Below are 16,425 nucleotides of genomic sequence, written 5' to 3'. Positions count from 1 at the left end.
GGCATCGCTCTGAGCAACCAGCAGCGCCTCGCCGGTGTCGACGTCGCTGACGGTGAGCTTGCCACCGGTGGTCAGCACATCGCCGTCCTCGCGCACGTCACCCGCCGCATTGCCGGTGATGCTCGCCGCATCGTTGGTGCCGGTGATGGTCACCGTCACGTCCTGCGTAGCCTTACCACCCTTTCCGTCGCCGATCTCGACCGTGTAGACTTGGGTCCGGGTTTCACCCGCGGCCAGGAAGTCGAGGGCGCCATCGGCAACCGTGAAGTTCCAGCTCACGCTGTTGGCAGCCTGGTCGACCGCAGCCAGCGTCAAGGTGCCGAGCGGGGATGCCACCGCATTGCCGCTGCCGTCCTTGACGACCGACAGCACCGCCGCCGAATGCTGGTCGGTGAGGTCCACATCGGCGAAGCTGATCGTTCCGGTGTCGGTGAGATTGCCGCCTTCGTTCGGCTCCGCCTTCTCGGTCACCGCGCCAGCGGCATCGGTACCGGCAACCACGATCGTCGGAGCATCGTTGGTGCCGGTGATTACCACCGTCACGTCTTTATTGACCGTGCCACCCTTACCGTCGCTGATAGCCACCGTGTAGACTTGGGTCCGGGTCTCACCCGCGGCCAGGAAGTCGAGGGCACCGTCTGCAACCGTGTACGTCCAGCTCACACTGTTGGCGGTCTGATCTAAGGCTCCAAGCGTCAGGGCGCCGAGCGGGGCCGATACCGCGTTGCCGTCGGCGTCCTTGACACCCAGCACCGCTGCCGAATGCTGATCGCTGAGGTCCACGTCGGCAAAGCTGATCTTTCCCGTGTCAGTGAGATCACCCCCCTCAATCGGCTCCGCATTCTCGGTCACTCCGCCAGCAACGTCAGTGCCCGCGGTCAAAATGACTGGGCCATCATTCCTCCCGGTCACCTGGACAGTGACTGTCGCCCAGCTCAGTGTCCCATTCGCGAGTCGAATGGCATAGGTGAACTTGTCGGTTTTGGTTTCACCAGCCGCCAGCCAATCCAGAGAATTGGTATCGTAGTGAACCTTGCCGTCCACGATTGAGATCCGCGCGCCAAGATCGCTGCACTCGGGTATTGTTGCCTTTATGTCGCTAGTGAGAAGGTCGATGGTCCCGTTCGCACTATCATCGGTCCGGGTGGCATCATCGATCGACCAGAGGATCTTCGCAGCGCCGCCCAGATCATTCGACATCACATCGAATGTAAAAACGCAATTCTCATACGCGTTGTACTGGTCGTCCTTGGCCTGCGGAGTGTTGGCAAAAGACGCCGTCGTGCCGCCGCTGGTATTGGTCGCCATGTTGGAAGTTCCCTGATCCAGAACGGAGCAGGTTGGTCCGACGGGCCCTGCAATCAGCAAGGCCCGTCGGTTGCCCCCACCCCTGAGGTTATGTGGCGGCGATAGTAGATTCGTTTACAGACGGTTAGCATAACGAATGTATAAAGGACCCAGATTGGGACACTCGCGAGCGGCCAAGGTCCAGCTGGCGCGTTGCGTCTCTAACGCACTTTGCTGCAGGCCAAGCCGTACGGTTCAATTTCGTTATGCTGTCGTTATGCTCGCGGGATCGCGGCTGACCGCCTACAACCTGTCAGTTCAGAACTCCAAGGCACAGACGGCGCAGTGACATCGGTCCTCCTAGTTGATGATGATCCCCAGATCGTAAGGGCGATCGTGCCGGCACTTGAGGTCAGTGGACTGAGTGTGAAGGTCACGAGCACTGGGCAGGAAGCCATCGATCAGGTTGACGCAACGGGTTGGGACGCCCTCATCGTGGACCTGGGTCTACCTGATATGGACGGTAAGGCGGTCATCCGCCATCTCCGTGACAGCTCCTCAACGCCGGTGGTCGTCATCTCGGCACAACATTCACAGGCGGAGGTTGACGCGGCGCGTGGAGCCGGCGCCAACCGGTTTCTCCATAAGCCCTTCCGAACGCCTGACCTGATTGCCTGTATCAATCAGTTAGTTAGCAGCTAGCGCAGGGCGTCATCCGGGCAGCTGCTCTGATTTGGCGTTAACCACAATCAATATATTCAAATTTATTGTCTGGAATGCTAACAGGTCGCCCCAAGCGTAGCGAGGAGTGATGCCTGTAGCGCGTATCCGCAACGGTCGTGTGCTTACTGGTGACCTGGTTGCTGCATTGCTCGCACCAGCATGCGCGTTCGTTGCCGCAGAGATTATCCATTCAGTCTTGGCCCTGACGCGTCTCGGGCTCCTGTTCCTTGCAGCTGTGACCGTGGTCGCCAGCATGAGGGGCAGCCGCGCCGCGATTTTCGCCGCAATCATCAGCGTCGTTGCCTACAAGTTCTTCCTCGATCTTCGGACAGATGAGTATACGACCACTGCCGAAGATCTCCTAAACATGACGATCTTCCTCGTAGTCGCGCTAATTACCGGCGCTCTCGCGGGGAAGGTTCATGACGAAGCGGCCAAGGCTCGGCAGCATGCCGAACGCATGGATTTGCTTTTCAGAACCAGCCGGCTTCTTGCGGAGGAAAACCAACAGGAGTTCTGGCCAGTCTTAACCGATGCAATCGCACGTGGTTCAGGTGGGGCTGCTATCTCCCTCGACGCGAACGGCGCCGTTCGCGCGCAGAGCGGCGAGATCGGAGAGGCCGCAGCCGTGATCGCGTTCGGCAAGCTAACAATGCAGGCTGAGGCGGCCTCAGAGGAGACAAACAGCCTCAGCAGTGACGGCTGGCGCGCTCGCAGGATCCCCTCGGAAGCTCCGTATGCGGGCGTCCTTCTCTGGAAAGCTGAGGCACCTGACAGCGAGACGGATGATTTCGTGGACCTGGTGGCCGATCTTGCATCTGCATCGACCGGTAGGTCCCGCATCCGCGAAGAACAGGCGAGGATAGCTGCTGCCGAAGAGGGAGGTAAGCTGAGGGAGGCTCTTCTGTCCTCAATCTCTCACGACTTTCGCTCTCCGCTCTCGGCTATCATCGGATCCTCCACCAGCCTCCTTGAATATGGCGACAAGTTCGAACCGTCCGTGCGCACTGACCTGCTGCTCAATATCCGGGACGAGGGCGAGAAGCTCAACCAGTTCGTCGGCAACCTGTTGAACATGACGCGCCTACAATCTGGCACCGTTCAGCCTAATTGCAAAAGCTTGAAGGTCGCCGAAGTGATTGACGCGGCCGCTGAACGGCTCAAGCGCCATCACGAGAGCACTCCCAGAATAGAAGTAGATGCGGACTGCCATGTCATGGCCGACCCATTGCTGCTGGAGCAGGCTGTGTACAACGTGCTCGACAACGCGGCCAAGTATGCTCCGTCCGAGGACAGTATCCTGGTGCGCTGCACTACTCATGACCATGCATCTGAGATCCGGATCATCGATCACGGCCCGGGGCTGCCCGAGGAAGATCAGGCCGGAGTATTTACAGCCTTCCATTTCGCTCGAGAAAAACGTCAGGTTAACGGCACGGGGCTGGGGCTCTCCATTTCACGTGGGTTCGTAGAAGCAATGGGGGGGACCATCGAGGCCAGGAGCCGGCGCGACGGTGCACCGGGACTTGAAGTCGCCATCATGCTGCCACGGAGCGAGCCGTGAAAAAACTGCGAATATTGGTTGTCGAGGACGAACCGGGCATTGTTCGGGTCCTGGAGCCCACAATCAGTGCAGCCGGGGCGACCGTGAAGGTTGCTTGGGACGGCCGGGAAGCAGTCACCCACCTGAAGGACGCCGAGTACGACCTGGTTCTTTGCGACCTCGGTTTGCCCGACATGGATGGCAAGGAACTGGTCGGGAAAATTCGGGAAGGCTCGGACATCCCGATCATTGTGCTGTCCGCTTCCGGGGCCGAGGAGGATCGGATCAGGGCACTCGACGCTGGTGCCGACGACTTCGTCGGCAAGCCCTTCTCGGCCGGCGAACTGCTGGCAAGGATCAGGGCTGCTGTACGTCGCCGCTCCCCCACGCGAGGCGCTCAGAAGGTCAGGTTTGGTGAACTGGAAATCGACATGGAGCGCAGGCGTGTCGTGCTGCAGGGCGAGGAGATCCGGCTGTCTGCAAGAGAACACTCGTTGCTGAGACTTCTAGCTCAATCTTCGGACGGAGTGGCAACTCACCGCGAGATTATCGAAGAAGTATGGGGACCTGATGCGAGGGCCGAAACTCAATCGGTTCGCGTCCTCGTTGGCCAGCTACGTCAAAAGTTGGAGGAAGACCCCTCCTCACCTCGCATCGTTCGCACCGAACCCGGTATTGGCTACCGACTTTCTGCGCCCCGAACGGCGGCCGCGGAGCTTACTTATGAGTGACCCTGGGTCATGAAACGCGGTCCGCTGCCGAGGTAATGCTCTTCACTTCTAACCAGTGACTTCCATACTGCTGCTTCTCGTGCTCGGCTCGTCTCTCAGTCGCCACTCGACGCGAGCGCTTCTCGTGAGCTCGGCATTGCCCTAAGCGAGCGCCGAAGAATTACTCGGTCGGGAGGGGCTCAGTCCGTTCGCGCTCCTCGACGAGATTGCCGAAGTTCTCCAGCTGGATGTCAGCCCACAGAACTGGCCGACCGGGATCGGCGGGCTCTTCCACGGCCTGCGCTGCTCAAGAAGCTGATGGAGACGCTTCGCTCAACCATGGCAGACGACCAGGACAACGTACCTGTACTGCTTATGCGTAACGCGTGGGAGTTCGGACGCCTCCAGCAGGATTGGCCAGGGATCAGCTTCAGCGCCGTTCGGGAGCGGAGCTAAGAACTAAAGAAGAATTGCCCGAAAGCGACATGTGCGCATCGGTGGGCTGACGCTCACCGGGTCCTCCAACCCGGCGAGCGTCGCCATTGCTCCGTTCTGCGTTCCTACATCTGCGGCTTGACCGCAGTTCGACCCTGCTCAGTCCCAATCAAGAGCGCGCTGACAAGCCAGATCAGCGACCCCGTTCCCCTACCGAACCACTAGTTGGTAGAGGCTCGGAGCTCGTGCGTTCTACCCGGCCACCGCTGGCGATGTATGCATCAACAAGCTCTTCAAGGACGTCGAGCGGAACGGACCCGTTCTCCAGCACTACGCCGTGAAAATCTCGGACGTCGAACCGACTACCGAGAGCCTGGCGAGCACGATCGCGGAGCTCCAGGATCTTCAGCTGGCCGATCATGTAGCTTGTCGCCTGCCCCGGCCAGTTGAAATAGCGCTCGACCTCCTTGGTGGCATCGCGCTCCGAGAGCAGGGCATTCTGTAGAAAATACTGGATCGCCTGTTCGCGGGTCCACTGCTTCGAGTGAATGCCCGTATCCGTTACCAGGCGGACCGCACGCCAGAGCTGCGTCGAAAGCATCCCGAACTCAGAATAGGGATCCTGGTAGAAGCCCATCTCCTTGCCGACTCCCTCAGCATAGAGGCCCCAGCCTTCTGCATAGGCGCCATAGCCGCCGAACCGACGGAACTTGGGCACGTTTGGAAGCTCCTGCGCCAGCGCGATCTGGAAGTGGTGGCCCGGCGCTCCCTCGTGATAGCTGATCGCCTCGGTTTGCGGCTTCAGCACCTGGTTCATGTCGGCTAGGTTCACGTAGTAGATGCCTGGACGCGAACCGTCTTCGGACGGGCTGTTGTAAAAGGCGACGGGAGCCGTTTCCTGGCGCCAGGTTTCAACTGCGCGGACTTCCAAGGGAGCCTTCGGCAATCGCCGGAAATATTGCGGCGCCTTGTCCATGACCTGCGCGATGTAGCGCTTCGCGTCGGCGAGATATTGCTGACGCCCCGCGTCCGTATTCGGATATTTGTACTGACGCCCGCTGGTGATGTGTTTGAAGAAGTCCTGCAGTGAGCCGCGGAAGCCGACCCGGGCCTTGATCCGCTCCATCTCCCCGTGAATGCGCGCCACCTGCTGTAGGCCGATCTGGTGAATCTGATCGGCGTTGAGGTCGGTCGTGGTCGAGTTCTTCAGCTGGTTGGCGTAGAATGCGGCGCCCTGCGGGAGGCTCCAGGCGCCACGATTGCCCTGGCTCTGCGCCTCCAGCGCATCCCAGGTCGCCAGGAACGTGCGATAACCGCGCTGAACCGGGCCGGTCAGCGCCTCGCGCGCTTGCGCAACCAGCCGATCCTTTTCGGACTGAGGTACGCCGAGCTTCGCGACCTTTGACTTGAAGTCGGCAAACACCGGCGTGTCAGGACCCGCTCCGAACGGCGCTCCCGCCAGCACCCTTCGCGCATCGGCGCGCACAGGAGCGAAATTGAACCGGGACGGTACGATGCCCATGCTCGCTTGCTGGCGCATGTTGGCAGTGATCTCGTTCATCACCCGCTCGACCTCGCGCAGGCGCGAAACGTAGGCTTCGGCGTCAGCGACACTGCTCACCCGATGCTGGTTGATCAGGAACACTGGAATGGAGCCCGCTGGGCTTCCGTTGGTGCTCGCCGGGAAGCTGTGCCAACGCCACTGAAAGGAGGCGATGTCCTGTTCGATCTCCTCCTCGAACATGCGATAGCTGAGCCTGCCGGCAGGCGACAGGTTAGTTGGATTGAATTGCGCGCGCAAAGCCGCGAGTTGGCGTTGCGCCAGGGCAAGCCCCTCCTGACGATAGGCGTCGGTGTAGTTGTTCAGGCGGTCGTATTGTTCCTTGCGGCCCAGCCCGGTCAGCGCCTGCGGCGATCTCGCCAACTGCTCTTCGAACGCCGCATCAAGGAAGGACAGAAGTCGCTGGTCCTCTGCCGCCGGGTCCACCGCTGCCTGCACGGGAACAACCTGCGTGGCCGCTGCAGGCAACGCTGTCGGCAGAGCGGGACGCGGCGCCGTGGTGCACGCCGATGTAGCAAGCAGGAACGCGATCGTAGCAAAAGTAGGCTTCATCGGTTGAGGTCTCCGGCGCGGCGGTGATTTTGTGGGCTAGGGCTAGCCTTGGCCGAGACGAACGTCCATCCAGACAATCAACGCAGAGCCGAGGCAGACGCCTTTTTCGCAGGGTCTTGTAGGGAGTTGCATGTGAGACGACGCACGTTCCTGGCTGCCGTGCCCCTTGCCACGATCGGCCTCCCGTTCGCTCGCAATGCGTCGGCACAAGCCTCAAGCACCCCACTCCCTGTCAGCCCGGCACTGCCGGGCACACGCTTGTTCCCGGACGTGCACGCCGGCGACAGACCGGTGGGCGCAAGCTTTGGCACCCGGTCCGAGGTATTCGGGCGCAACGGTGCGGCGGCGACGTCCCATCCCCTCGCCACTTTGGTCGGCATTGAAATACTGAAGAAAGGCGGCTCCGCGGTGGATGCCGCGATCGCGATCAACGCGGCGCTTGGCTTCCTTGAACCCACGGCCAACGGCATCGGCGGTGACCTTTACGCAATGTTGTGGGACCCTGCTGCCTCAAAGGTGGTGGGTATCGCAGGATCAGGTCGATCCCCGCGCGCGCTAAGTTTGGACACGGTCCGCTCCCGCACCCGCAATGGCGTCCTGCCGCCCTACGGCGCGGTGACGGTAACGGTGCCGGGGACAGTCGACGCCTGGTGGCGACTTCACAAGCGCTATGGCAAACTCCGCTGGGCCGAGCTGTTCGAGCCAGCCATTGTCTATGCCGAGGGGGGCGTGCCGCTCTCTCCAGTCGTCGCCTACTACATGAACCGCGCAATGGCGAACTTCGCTCGCCCCGGCCAAGGCATCGAAGAAGTCGCCAACGCCCAAGCGACTTACCCCTCGGGCGAGCGTGCGCGCGCTGGCGAGGTCTTCCGCAATCGCGACCTTGCCCGGACCTACCGGATGATCGCGCAAGGTGGTCGCAATGCCTTCTACGAGGGCGAGATCGCGCGGACGATCGAGGCCTACTTCCGGCGCGTTGGCGGGTGGATGACCCGCGCCGACCTCGCTGCACACCAGAGCAATTGGAGCGAGCCGCTGATGACCACATATCGCGGCGTCGGCGTCCATGCGCTTGCAGAAAACACGCAAGGCCTCGCGACGCTGCAGATGCTCAACATGCTGGAGCGGTTCGACATGCGGCGGGCTGGGTTCCAGTCTCCGCTAGCAATCCACCTCGGCGCTGAAGCCAAGCGGCTCGCCTACGAGGATCGCGCCCGGTGGTACGGCGATCCGAACTTCTCGCGCGTGCCGGTCGAGTGGCTGGTGTCCAAGGAGTATGCCGCTGAGCGGGCGAAGCTGATCCGGCCTGACCGAATCAATCCCACGGTTCGTCCCGGCAATGCCCCTTCTCAGGGCGACACCACTTACTTCTCCGTCGCCGACCGGAACGGGATGATGGTGTCGATGATCCAATCCAACTTCCGCGGCATGGGCTCGGGCCTGGTCGCGGACGGGCTCGGCTTCATGTTCCAGGATCGCGGGCAGCTCTTCTCGCTGCAGCCGGGGCATCCCAACGTGTACGCGCCCGGCAAGCGTCCCTTCCAGACAATCATCCCCGGTTTCGCGACCCGTGATGGCAAGCCGTGGCTGTCCTTCGGCGTCATGGGCGGCGGAATGCAGCCTCAGGGGCAGGCGCAGATTATCATGAACCGGGTCGACTGGGACCTTGACGGGCAAGCCGCCGGGGATGCGCCGCGCTGGCAGCACGAGGGCTCGTCGGAGCAGATGGGCGAGGACGACAAGAGCATCGGCGGCACCGGGCTGCTCAGGCTGGAAACCGGAGTTCCAGATTCAACCGCTGCAGCGCTGGCCGGCATGGGCTGGCGGATCGGCCCGTCTGACGGCGGCTTTGGCCGCTACTCCTCGGTTGAGCGGCGCGAGAGCGGCGGCGAGCGGGTCTACGCCGCCGCTTCGGACGTTCGCGCAGACGGCATCAGCCTTGCCTACTAATATGATGAAGCAAAGACATTTTGCCGCAGCGGGAGTTGCATCCCTCCTGCTCTGCACTGGCGCTAGCGCTCAGGAGGATCGGCCGGCGTACGTCCGGGCACTGGCCGCCGGTTACAAGGCTGCCTTCGTCTGCAGCAACCTGTTCAACGGCGGACTGTCCGAGCAGCAGACCGAGACCGACGACCTTCGGGGCACCTACAGCAGCCTTAATCCAATCTTCCCTACCCTTACCGCGACGATCGACCGGCAAGGGCGAACAGTGTCTGTCCCCTACGATGACGCCATGCCGCCGAGGATCGCTGTCTGGCGGCCAAGCCTCGGTTGCACCCAGTTGCCGATCGGCGCGGGTCCCGACGCCGCAAGTACCTTGCCGCGCATGCCACTAAGTCCCCCTAATCTCGATATGCAGCCATGGCCGACGGGAGACCGGCAGGCGACCGCTCGGCCAAACGGGGATGCAGCCGCCCTCGCGGGGGTCGTCCGAAGCGCCTTCGATCGCCGCACCTACGGGCAAGGCTCGGAGACGACCGCAATTCTGGTCGTCCAGCAGGGGAAGATCGTCAGCGAGCGCTATCGGTCGGACCTCAACATGCATTCCTCGCAGCGCACCTGGTCTGTCGGGAAGAGCATCGCCGGCACGGTCATGGGAGCGGCGGTTCACCAGAGCCTGATCGACGTCAAAGCCGCGGCGCCCGTCCCGGAATGGCAGCACATCGGCGATCCGCGGCGGCGCATTTCTACCGACCAGCTGCTTCGAATGGCGAGCGGCCTCAACAGCGACCATGCCGGCAACCGCACGGACGCGCTTTACTTCGGCGGCGTCGCCGTCGCCGACCAAGCGGCGAGTTGGCCACTGGTGGCGGAGCCCGGCACCGCTTTCCGCTACGCGAACAACGATACGGTCCTGGCAATCCGTGGACTCCAGCACGTGCTTGGAGACGGCGAGAAGTCGCTTCGCTTCCCCTTCGAGGCTTTGTTCTGGAAGATCGGTATGACTCGCACGGTTCCGGAGACCGACTGGCGCGGCCATTTCATCATGTCCAGCCAGGTCTGGACTACGGCGCGAGACCTCGCACGATTGGGAATCCTCCACCTCAACGACGGCGTATGGAACAGCCAACGTATTCTGCCCCCCGGGTGGACTGATTACGTGCGAAGCCACGGCCCCGCGCAGCCCACTTCCGGCTACGGCTATGGTGCGACCTGGTGGACTTTCCCGAAGGATTCCAGCCTGCCACAGGACGCAATTGTTGCTCAAGGGAATCGGGGCCAATATGTCGTGGTGATCCCCTCACTCTCACTGGTGATCGTCCGCCGTGGATTTGATGCCACCGGCATGAACTTCGACCTGACTCGCTTCACAAAGGACCTGCTCGCCGCAGTGCGCTAGGCTACTAAGCCACCCGTTCGCCGTTCCAGGCCCTGGTCATTGACGCGAGCACTTCGAGCGGGATGTCGCCGGTCAGGAGCATCAGGTCGTGGTAAGCCTTTAAGTCGAAGCGCGCCCCTAACCGCCGCCGCGCCTCGTCCCGAAGGCGCAGCATCTCGTTGTGTCCGATCTTGTAGGCCGTGGCTTGACCAGGCCGCGCGACATACCGATCGATCTCGCGCTCGGTGGCCCCGCGATTGCGGCCAACCGTATCCATGAAGTAGCGGATCGCGTGTTCGCGGCTCCAGCCCATCGCGTGAATGCCGGTGTCGACCACGAGACGGGCAGCGCGAAACAGGAAGCTCTGGATCATGCCAATCCGAGCAAGCGGCTCGTCGCGGTAGAAGCCGAGTTCGTCGGCCAACGTCTCGGCATACAGCCCCCAGCCCTCCGCGAAAGCGGAGATGCCAGTCGCTCGATGCAGCATCGGAAGGTCCCGCGCCGAGTTGACGATCGCACCCTGCCACAAATGCCCGGGGATCGCCTCGTGCGCGGTCAGCGTAGGCAGGCCGAAGCGCGGCCGCGAGTGAACGTCCTGCAGGTTGATGTAGAAGATGCCGGGCCTCGTGCCCTCGATATCAGTGGCCTGGGCGTAGGCGCCGGCCGAGCCCACCTCGATCGCGATCGGAACCCGGCGCACCTCCATCGGACTGGTTGGAATGGAGTAGAAAATCTCCGGCATGCGCGCCCGGAACCGGTCCATCCAGCCAGAGATATAGGTGAGCAGTTCACGCCGTCCTTCATCGTTGTTCGCAAACAGCTGCCCCGGAAGCTGCTCGAGCGAGGCAATGCGACGACCGATGGCACCGTCGCCGATGCCCCGCGCGCGCAAAAGCGGATCGGCCTCGCCGGTCAGCCGCGCCACCTCCTCAAGTCCGAGCCGATGCACCTCCTGCGCCGACATGCCGGTGCTGTTGAATACGCGCAGCGTGTAGGCATAGAACTCGTCGCCGTTCGGCAATCGGCTGATCCCGGGATTGCTCGTCGCGATCCGCCGCTGCTCGGTGAGGAGCGCCTCCTGTCGACCGAGCGCCGCGGCAAGCGGCCCATCAACGATCCGGACGGCCCGCGCCTCCCAGTCACCAGGGAGGTTCTTCTCCTGCGCGCGGCCGACTAGCGAGCTTACCAGACCGCTTCTCGAGCCGCGTTCACCGAGTGCGGTCCGGGTCTGTCGAAGCGCCTTGTCCAGGATGAAGTCAGGTGGGACGATTCCCGCTGCGGCATCCGCACGCGCGAGCGCCACCTCCGAATCAATCAAGCCCGGAAAGGCCTCGAGTCTGTCCAGATAGGCTTGTGCGTCCGCGTGCGTCTCGATCTTGTGCTGCACGTCGAGGAAGTTCGGCACCCCGACATAGGAGCCATAGATCTGAGTGATCACATACGGGGCCGAGTTGATCCCATAGCTTAGCGAGCGCCGCTGGACCGCACGCTCCCCAAACCAGATCGCCGTGTCGAGCAGCGCCCGCTCCCGCAGCGGCAAACGTGCGCGGTCGAACGCCCGAAGTCTGGGCAATGCGTCGATCAGCGGCGCCCACCAGCCATTCCGGCCCGTAACGGAGAGGTCCGTCAGCTGGGACTTGAGACCAGCGCGCGCACCGACGTCTAGACCAAGATTGGTGGCGGCCTCAGGTTCCAACTGAAGCATTTGCTCGAAAACCTGATCGTAGATCGCGTTGGGACCCGTGTTCGCCGACGCCGCTGCAAGTCCGAGAGGGGCACCGCGGGAACAGCTGGCGACGCCGGCCGCCGACAAAGCCATTACAAAAGCTCGACGCGAGATCATGAATTCACTCCTCGGCCTCTCTCTCGCAAGCTGCAGAGATATTTACAACGGAGGCTACAGCATCAGGGACGGCGAAGTAGGCACTGCTTCAACGCCGCCAAAGGTTGCGCGCCCCTGACCAAGTTGGTTCTTGACCTGATACCCCACGAAAAGGTCGCGCCGGACCGAACCGGTGGACGACCTGTCGCGACCTCTTCGCCTGGTGCGCGCTAATGGGTCCATGTTGGGCGCAAAATTTACGTAACGTCCAATCAACACCTTGATTCTAATATTGTAATGCGCATTAACGACACGGATTGGAGTTCAGGGTAAGGTGTCACAGAGTTGTGGCGGTGCCGTCAGGATGCTCGCCGGACCTGCCGATGAAGCGGGCGCGGAGGTTGTGACCCTGCGCAGGGAATTGGCCGAAAGCCGCCGTCAGTTTGGCAGCGTGCTGCGCAGTCTCTCAGGCCTCTTCTACAGGTGCGAACTCCAGGCCCCTTGGCGGATGTCCTTCGTCAGCGAGGGCGTCCAGGAACTCACTGGTTACCCGGCAGCGGAACTCGAAAGGTATGATGGCTGGTCGGAGATCATCGTCTCCGAAGACAGGACCACCGTTGAAAAGGCTGTTGCGCTTGGTGTGTCTGAGAGGCGCAACTTCGATCTCGCCTACCGTATCCGACGCAAGTCGGGGGAGATCCGCTGGGTCACCGAACGTGGAAACGCCGTGTACGATGACAACGGGGTCCCACTCTTCCTCGAAGGCGTCATCAGCGACATCAGTGGTCGAATGGCAGCCGATGAGCTGCAGAAGACGACTCTCGCGCGCTGGAAACGAACGCTTGATGCCATTCCGCAGATGGTGTGGACCATGGCTGCCGATGGTTCGGACGAATTCTATAATGCGCAGTGGATCCTGTTCACCGGCTATCAGCTCAGCGACCACGTCGGTGTAAGCCGCGCCGATCTGGTTCATCCGGATGACCGCGAGCGAGTAACCAAGCTGTGGAATGATTGCTTTGAAGAGGGCAAGCCATACGAGGCCCAATATCGATTAAAACATGTTGGTGGCGGGTACAGGTGGATCCTGAGCCGCGGCGAGCCGGACGTCGACTCGAGTGGCAAGCCTTTGCGCTGGTACGGTACATGCACCGACATCAACGATGAGGTGATCGGGCGCGAGGCGCTTCAGGCGAGCGAAGCTGTTAGTCGGACCATGATCGAGGCCAGTCCGGATTGCATCGCGTTGCTCGACGTCCTCGGAAATGTGAAATATCTCAACCCCGCCGCTCTCCAGACGCTTGGCCTGAGCGATACAGCGCCCCTGCTCGGCCGCTCATGGGCAGAGAATTTCCCGGATTCGAGCCGCAGTGCTGCAGTGGTTGCAATCACCCAGGCGACCCTTGGCGCGACTGGTCGCTTCACCGCGAGGCGGCGCAACGCGCACGGGGACTGCTGGCTCGACATCCTAGTTGCACCGATTACGGACGATCAGGCACAGCTGAGCAGTCTGATTTCTATCGCTCGCGACATCACTCACCAGAAGACTGCGGAAGATCGCGTGCGATGGGCCGCTAATCATGATCCGCTGACCCAATTGCCCAATCGCGCTCTGTTCCAGCAAACTCTCGACAAAGCCATTGCCGACGCTCACGCGACCGGTGGCTACGTCACCGTGCTCATGCTGGATCTGGATGACTTCAAGCGCACCAACGACGGTTTAGGGCACGACGCCGGCGATGCGCTTCTCACCGAGTTCGCAACCCGCTTAAGAGCACTGGTGCGCGCAGACGACATGGTTGCGCGGCTTGGGGGCGACGAGTTTGCAGTGCTGTTGCAAGGGGTGGGCAAGAAGGACGACGTCGAAGCGGTAGTTCAATCGATCAAGACTGGACTCAAGGCGCCTTGTCATTTCGACGGTAAGCTGTTGGACATCCGAACCAGCATTGGTGCGAGCAGCTTCCCGCGCGACGGAGACAGCCGCACGGTGCTCCTGAAGCATGCCGACATCGCCCTTTATGTCGCGAAGAGTGCTGGACGAGGTGTCTTTCGAATTTTCGAGGCAGCGATGCGCGCAGACGCCCAGAAGCGCTTGTCGGTGCTCAGCCTGGCCCGGGACGCGGTACGAGAGAAGAGGATTGTCCCTTATTACCAGCCGAAAGTCGATTTGCGTACGGGCCGCCTTGATGGCTTTGAGGCGCTGCTGCGTTGGAAACACCCATCTAAAGGCATTCAGACCGCCGAACGAATCGCTGGTGCCTTCCAGGACGGTGCGCTGGCAGCGGATATCAGCGATCTTATGATCGACAGCGTTATCGCCGACATGCGTAACTGGGCCGACGCCGGCGTTCCCTTCCAGCATATTGCAGTCAATGCGGCGGCGGCGGAGTTCCGGAACGGACAATTTGCCGACCGGCTGATCGAGCGGTTGCACCGCGCCAACCTTCCCGCCTCCTGCTTGCAGCTTGAAGTGACGGAGACCGTTTTCCTCGGGAGGGGAGCGGAGCATGTCGAGAATGCGCTGAAGGCGCTTTCCCGAGAAGGCGTCCAGATCGCCCTTGATGACTTCGGAACGGGCTATGCCTCGCTCTCGCACCTAAATCACTTTCCTGTCGACGTGATCAAGATCGACCGCTCCTTCATCAGGAAGCTGTCCACGAGTGATCATGATGCCGCCATCGTTCGAGCTGTGATCAAACTCGGCCGGAGCCTTGGCATCAAGATCGTCGCCGAAGGAATAGAGGCTGAGAGCCAGGCAGACTTCCTGAGGAAGCACAGGTGCCATTCCGGTCAGGGCTTTCTTTTCAGCAAAGCCGTTCCGGGCATTGGGGCTCGATCTCTCGTCAGCAAGTGGGACGAGACACGCTTCGCCGCCTAACTTGGTTGGACGCCTGACTGGCTGAACAGCCAATAGCAGGGCCGCTCCAAGCGCGTCCTGCTGAGTAGCCGGCTGGGCCCCGGGACAGTATTGGGTCCTCTCGCGCCCCGCTCCGCGCGTCCGGTCCCTGTTGGCAGGCGTAACTTGGTCCTGCGAATTTCGCTCGGCACTGGGTCCTTGTAGGGCGCACTTGCCGGACCTTTGTCTTCTAGATGGTCACGCCCGGCGCTCGACGACGGTTTTCAGAATCGGGGCCGTTGTGATGGAGGTGACGCCGGGCACCTCCGCGAGGCGGGCCCTCACCTCCCCCAGAGCTTCGTTGCTACTTGCCTTGACCATCAGCACGGCGTCGATTGTTGGACCTGCCACGGACCAGCATGCCGTTACTTCCGGCCAATCCTCAAAGCGCCGGATAACCGTCGCGCACGGGCGGGTGCCGATGCAGAGCAACAACAATGCCTTCACGGGTGCATCGTCGGGGACACGCCCTCGCACCACTGTGTAGCCGCGGATCGTGCCTTCATCTTCGAGACGGGCAAGACGCCCTTGCACCGCAGTGCGGGACAGGCCCACCGCCTTGGCAAGCGCCACGACTGGTTTCCGGGCATTCTTGTCGAGCAAAGAGAGCAGATGCTCGTCGATCTCGTCCAGCTTTCGGTTCACCACGAGAGCCATCCACCTTGCATTCTGCCGTTCGATCCGTCGTCTTGCTTGTCGATCAATCGCGCCCTGTCGAGACATATTGTGCCTGAAGGGAGATGATCATGCGCGCATTCGACACTCGAACACTCATGGGACCTGTGGACTGGTCCGGGCCAACCTACAGCGGATTCGGGGATGCGAGCGTCAAGCTTCGCTGGATCAAGGATGCCTACAAGTGGCACATCAACGACGGACCCGAAGTCTTCCTCGTGCTTGATGGCATCGTCGACATGCACGTCAGAAGCGGTGACCGGGAACCCGTTATACAGCGCCTCTCGTCCGGCCAGATGATCTTCATCGAAGACGGAGAGGAGCATATCGCATACCCATGCGGAGACGCGCGTATTCTGGTCGTGGAACGCGCCGACCGAGATACGGAATGCGCTGGAGATGGAGCAGAGCATTGAAGATCGATCACATCACCCTGGTGGTCAGCAGCCTTGCGGCAAGCATGCCCTACTACGAAGCGCTGCTGCCTATGTTGGGTTTCGCCAAGAAGCGTGAGCACATCTGGACGGACAACGAAGGCTTCTTCTTCCAGTTTCGGGAGTCTCGCCCGGACCTCCCCGGATATGAGCGCTACGGCCCGGGCATGAACCATCTGGGCTTCTCTGCCCCGGACGTAGAGACCGTCCGATCCGTCAAGCTCGCGATGTCGAACGCTGGCTTTGCCACTCCCGAGATCCAGCACATCGGTCCTGCGACTGCCTTGTTCATGAAGGACCCGGACGGCATCCGTTTCGAAGTGACGCATACTCCGCCGGGCATCGACCCTGTCGATTGAAAGCCGGGGCCGTCACTGGAAAGACGCGGAACCGTCTCGGCATGACGGAAACGCTCTGAGGCTTGCGTGGAAGTCACCGCACGCACCCGCTCACGAGCCCTTGCCAGGA

General features: G+C 61.7%; 12 protein-coding genes. 8 read left to right on the top strand and 4 right to left on the bottom strand.

All coding sequences use genetic code 11. The annotated features are described in order from the left end of the window. A partial coding sequence (locus ACFQPG_RS07620; RefSeq protein WP_380811575.1) for a VCBS domain-containing protein occupies window positions 1-1,308 on the bottom strand: 1,308 nt, incomplete at its 3' end. 324 nt (window positions 1,309-1,632) lie between these two features. Between ACFQPG_RS07620 and ACFQPG_RS07615 the strand changes: the two genes are divergently transcribed. The 3 genes from ACFQPG_RS07615 to ACFQPG_RS07605 all read left to right on the top strand — a co-directional run bounded on the left by ACFQPG_RS07615 (window position 1,633) and on the right by ACFQPG_RS07605 (window position 4,284). Then, window positions 1,633-1,989: a response regulator transcription factor gene (locus ACFQPG_RS07615; protein WP_380811573.1), complete on the top strand. Its 357-nt coding sequence runs from the start codon at window positions 1,633-1,635 to the stop codon at window positions 1,987-1,989. 109 nt (window positions 1,990-2,098) lie between these two features. Beyond that, the gene (locus tag ACFQPG_RS07610; RefSeq protein WP_380811571.1) at window positions 2,099-3,574 is read left to right on the top strand and encodes an ATP-binding protein; all 1,476 of its coding nucleotides are present in this window, start codon (window positions 2,099-2,101) and stop codon (window positions 3,572-3,574) included. Beyond that, window positions 3,571-4,284, top strand: coding sequence for a response regulator transcription factor (locus ACFQPG_RS07605; RefSeq protein WP_380811569.1), 714 nt, complete (start codon window positions 3,571-3,573; stop codon window positions 4,282-4,284). Before ACFQPG_RS07610 ends, ACFQPG_RS07605 begins: the two co-directional genes overlap by 4 nt. A 607-nt stretch (window positions 4,285-4,891) precedes the next feature. Here the strand turns inward: ACFQPG_RS07605 and ACFQPG_RS07600 are convergent. Then, on the bottom strand, window positions 4,892-6,697 hold the full coding sequence (locus ACFQPG_RS07600) for a DUF885 domain-containing protein (protein ID WP_380811567.1): 1,806 nt from the start codon (window positions 6,695-6,697) through the stop codon (window positions 4,892-4,894). A gap of 246 nt (window positions 6,698-6,943) precedes the next feature. Here ACFQPG_RS07600 and ACFQPG_RS07595 point away from each other — a divergent pair, with 246 nt between their 5' ends. Continuing rightward, window positions 6,944-8,761: a gamma-glutamyltransferase family protein gene (locus ACFQPG_RS07595; protein ID WP_380811565.1), complete on the top strand. Its 1,818-nt coding sequence runs from the start codon at window positions 6,944-6,946 to the stop codon at window positions 8,759-8,761. 1 nt (window position 8,762) lies between these two features. Further along, window positions 8,763-10,151: a serine hydrolase domain-containing protein gene (locus tag ACFQPG_RS07590; protein WP_380811563.1), complete on the top strand. Its 1,389-nt coding sequence runs from the start codon at window positions 8,763-8,765 to the stop codon at window positions 10,149-10,151. 4 nt (window positions 10,152-10,155) lie between these two features. Here the strand turns inward: ACFQPG_RS07590 and ACFQPG_RS07585 are convergent, their stop codons facing one another. Further along, a complete protein-coding gene (locus tag ACFQPG_RS07585) occupies window positions 10,156-11,835 on the bottom strand; it encodes a DUF885 domain-containing protein (RefSeq protein WP_380811561.1) in 1,680 nt (559 codons plus the stop codon). A 481-nt stretch (window positions 11,836-12,316) separates the two neighbouring features. Between ACFQPG_RS07585 and ACFQPG_RS07580 the strand changes: the two genes are divergently transcribed. Beyond that, complete coding sequence (locus ACFQPG_RS07580; protein WP_380811559.1) at window positions 12,317-14,830, top strand: EAL domain-containing protein; 2,514 nt, start codon at window positions 12,317-12,319, stop codon at window positions 14,828-14,830. Between the two features lie 216 nt (window positions 14,831-15,046). Here the strand turns inward: ACFQPG_RS07580 and ACFQPG_RS07575 are convergent, their stop codons facing one another. After that, the gene (locus ACFQPG_RS07575) at window positions 15,047-15,505 is read right to left on the bottom strand and encodes an Lrp/AsnC family transcriptional regulator (RefSeq protein WP_380811557.1); all 459 of its coding nucleotides are present in this window, start codon (window positions 15,503-15,505) and stop codon (window positions 15,047-15,049) included. Between the two features lie 89 nt (window positions 15,506-15,594). On the opposite strand from ACFQPG_RS07575, the gene ACFQPG_RS07570 reads away from it, so the two are divergent. Both ACFQPG_RS07570 and ACFQPG_RS07565 read left to right on the top strand, forming a co-directional pair. Further along, window positions 15,595-15,939 (top strand): cupin, encoded by a 345-nt coding sequence (locus tag ACFQPG_RS07570; RefSeq protein ID WP_380811555.1) that lies wholly within the window; start codon window positions 15,595-15,597, stop codon window positions 15,937-15,939. After that, window positions 15,936-16,316 carry a VOC family protein gene (locus tag ACFQPG_RS07565; protein ID WP_380811553.1) on the top strand — a complete coding sequence of 127 codons (381 nt, stop codon included), beginning with the start codon at window positions 15,936-15,938 and terminating at the stop codon, window positions 16,314-16,316. Before ACFQPG_RS07570 ends, ACFQPG_RS07565 begins: the two co-directional genes overlap by 4 nt. The last annotated feature ends 109 nt before the right edge of the window (window positions 16,317-16,425 follow it).

It is taken from the genome of Sphingomonas sp. GCM10030256 (assembly GCF_042666415.1).
Classification (GTDB): Bacteria; Pseudomonadota; Alphaproteobacteria; order Sphingomonadales; family Sphingomonadaceae; genus Sphingomicrobium.
This window is presented reverse-complemented; position numbering and strand designations above follow the sequence as displayed.

Coding starts and splice junctions, on each gene's coding strand:
- ACFQPG_RS07575 (WP_380811557.1), bottom strand. CDS start 15,505: ATGGCTCTCGTGGTGAACCGAAAGCTGGACGAGATCGACGAGCATCTG.
- ACFQPG_RS07585 (WP_380811561.1), bottom strand. CDS start 11,835: ATGCTTCAGTTGGAACCTGAGGCCGCCACCAATCTTGGTCTAGACGTC.
- ACFQPG_RS07610 (WP_380811571.1), top strand. CDS start 2,099: ATGCCTGTAGCGCGTATCCGCAACGGTCGTGTGCTTACTGGTGACCTG.
- ACFQPG_RS07590 (WP_380811563.1), top strand. CDS start 8,763: ATGATGAAGCAAAGACATTTTGCCGCAGCGGGAGTTGCATCCCTCCTG.
- ACFQPG_RS07570 (WP_380811555.1), top strand. CDS start 15,595: ATGCGCGCATTCGACACTCGAACACTCATGGGACCTGTGGACTGGTCC.
- ACFQPG_RS07580 (WP_380811559.1), top strand. CDS start 12,317: ATGCTCGCCGGACCTGCCGATGAAGCGGGCGCGGAGGTTGTGACCCTG.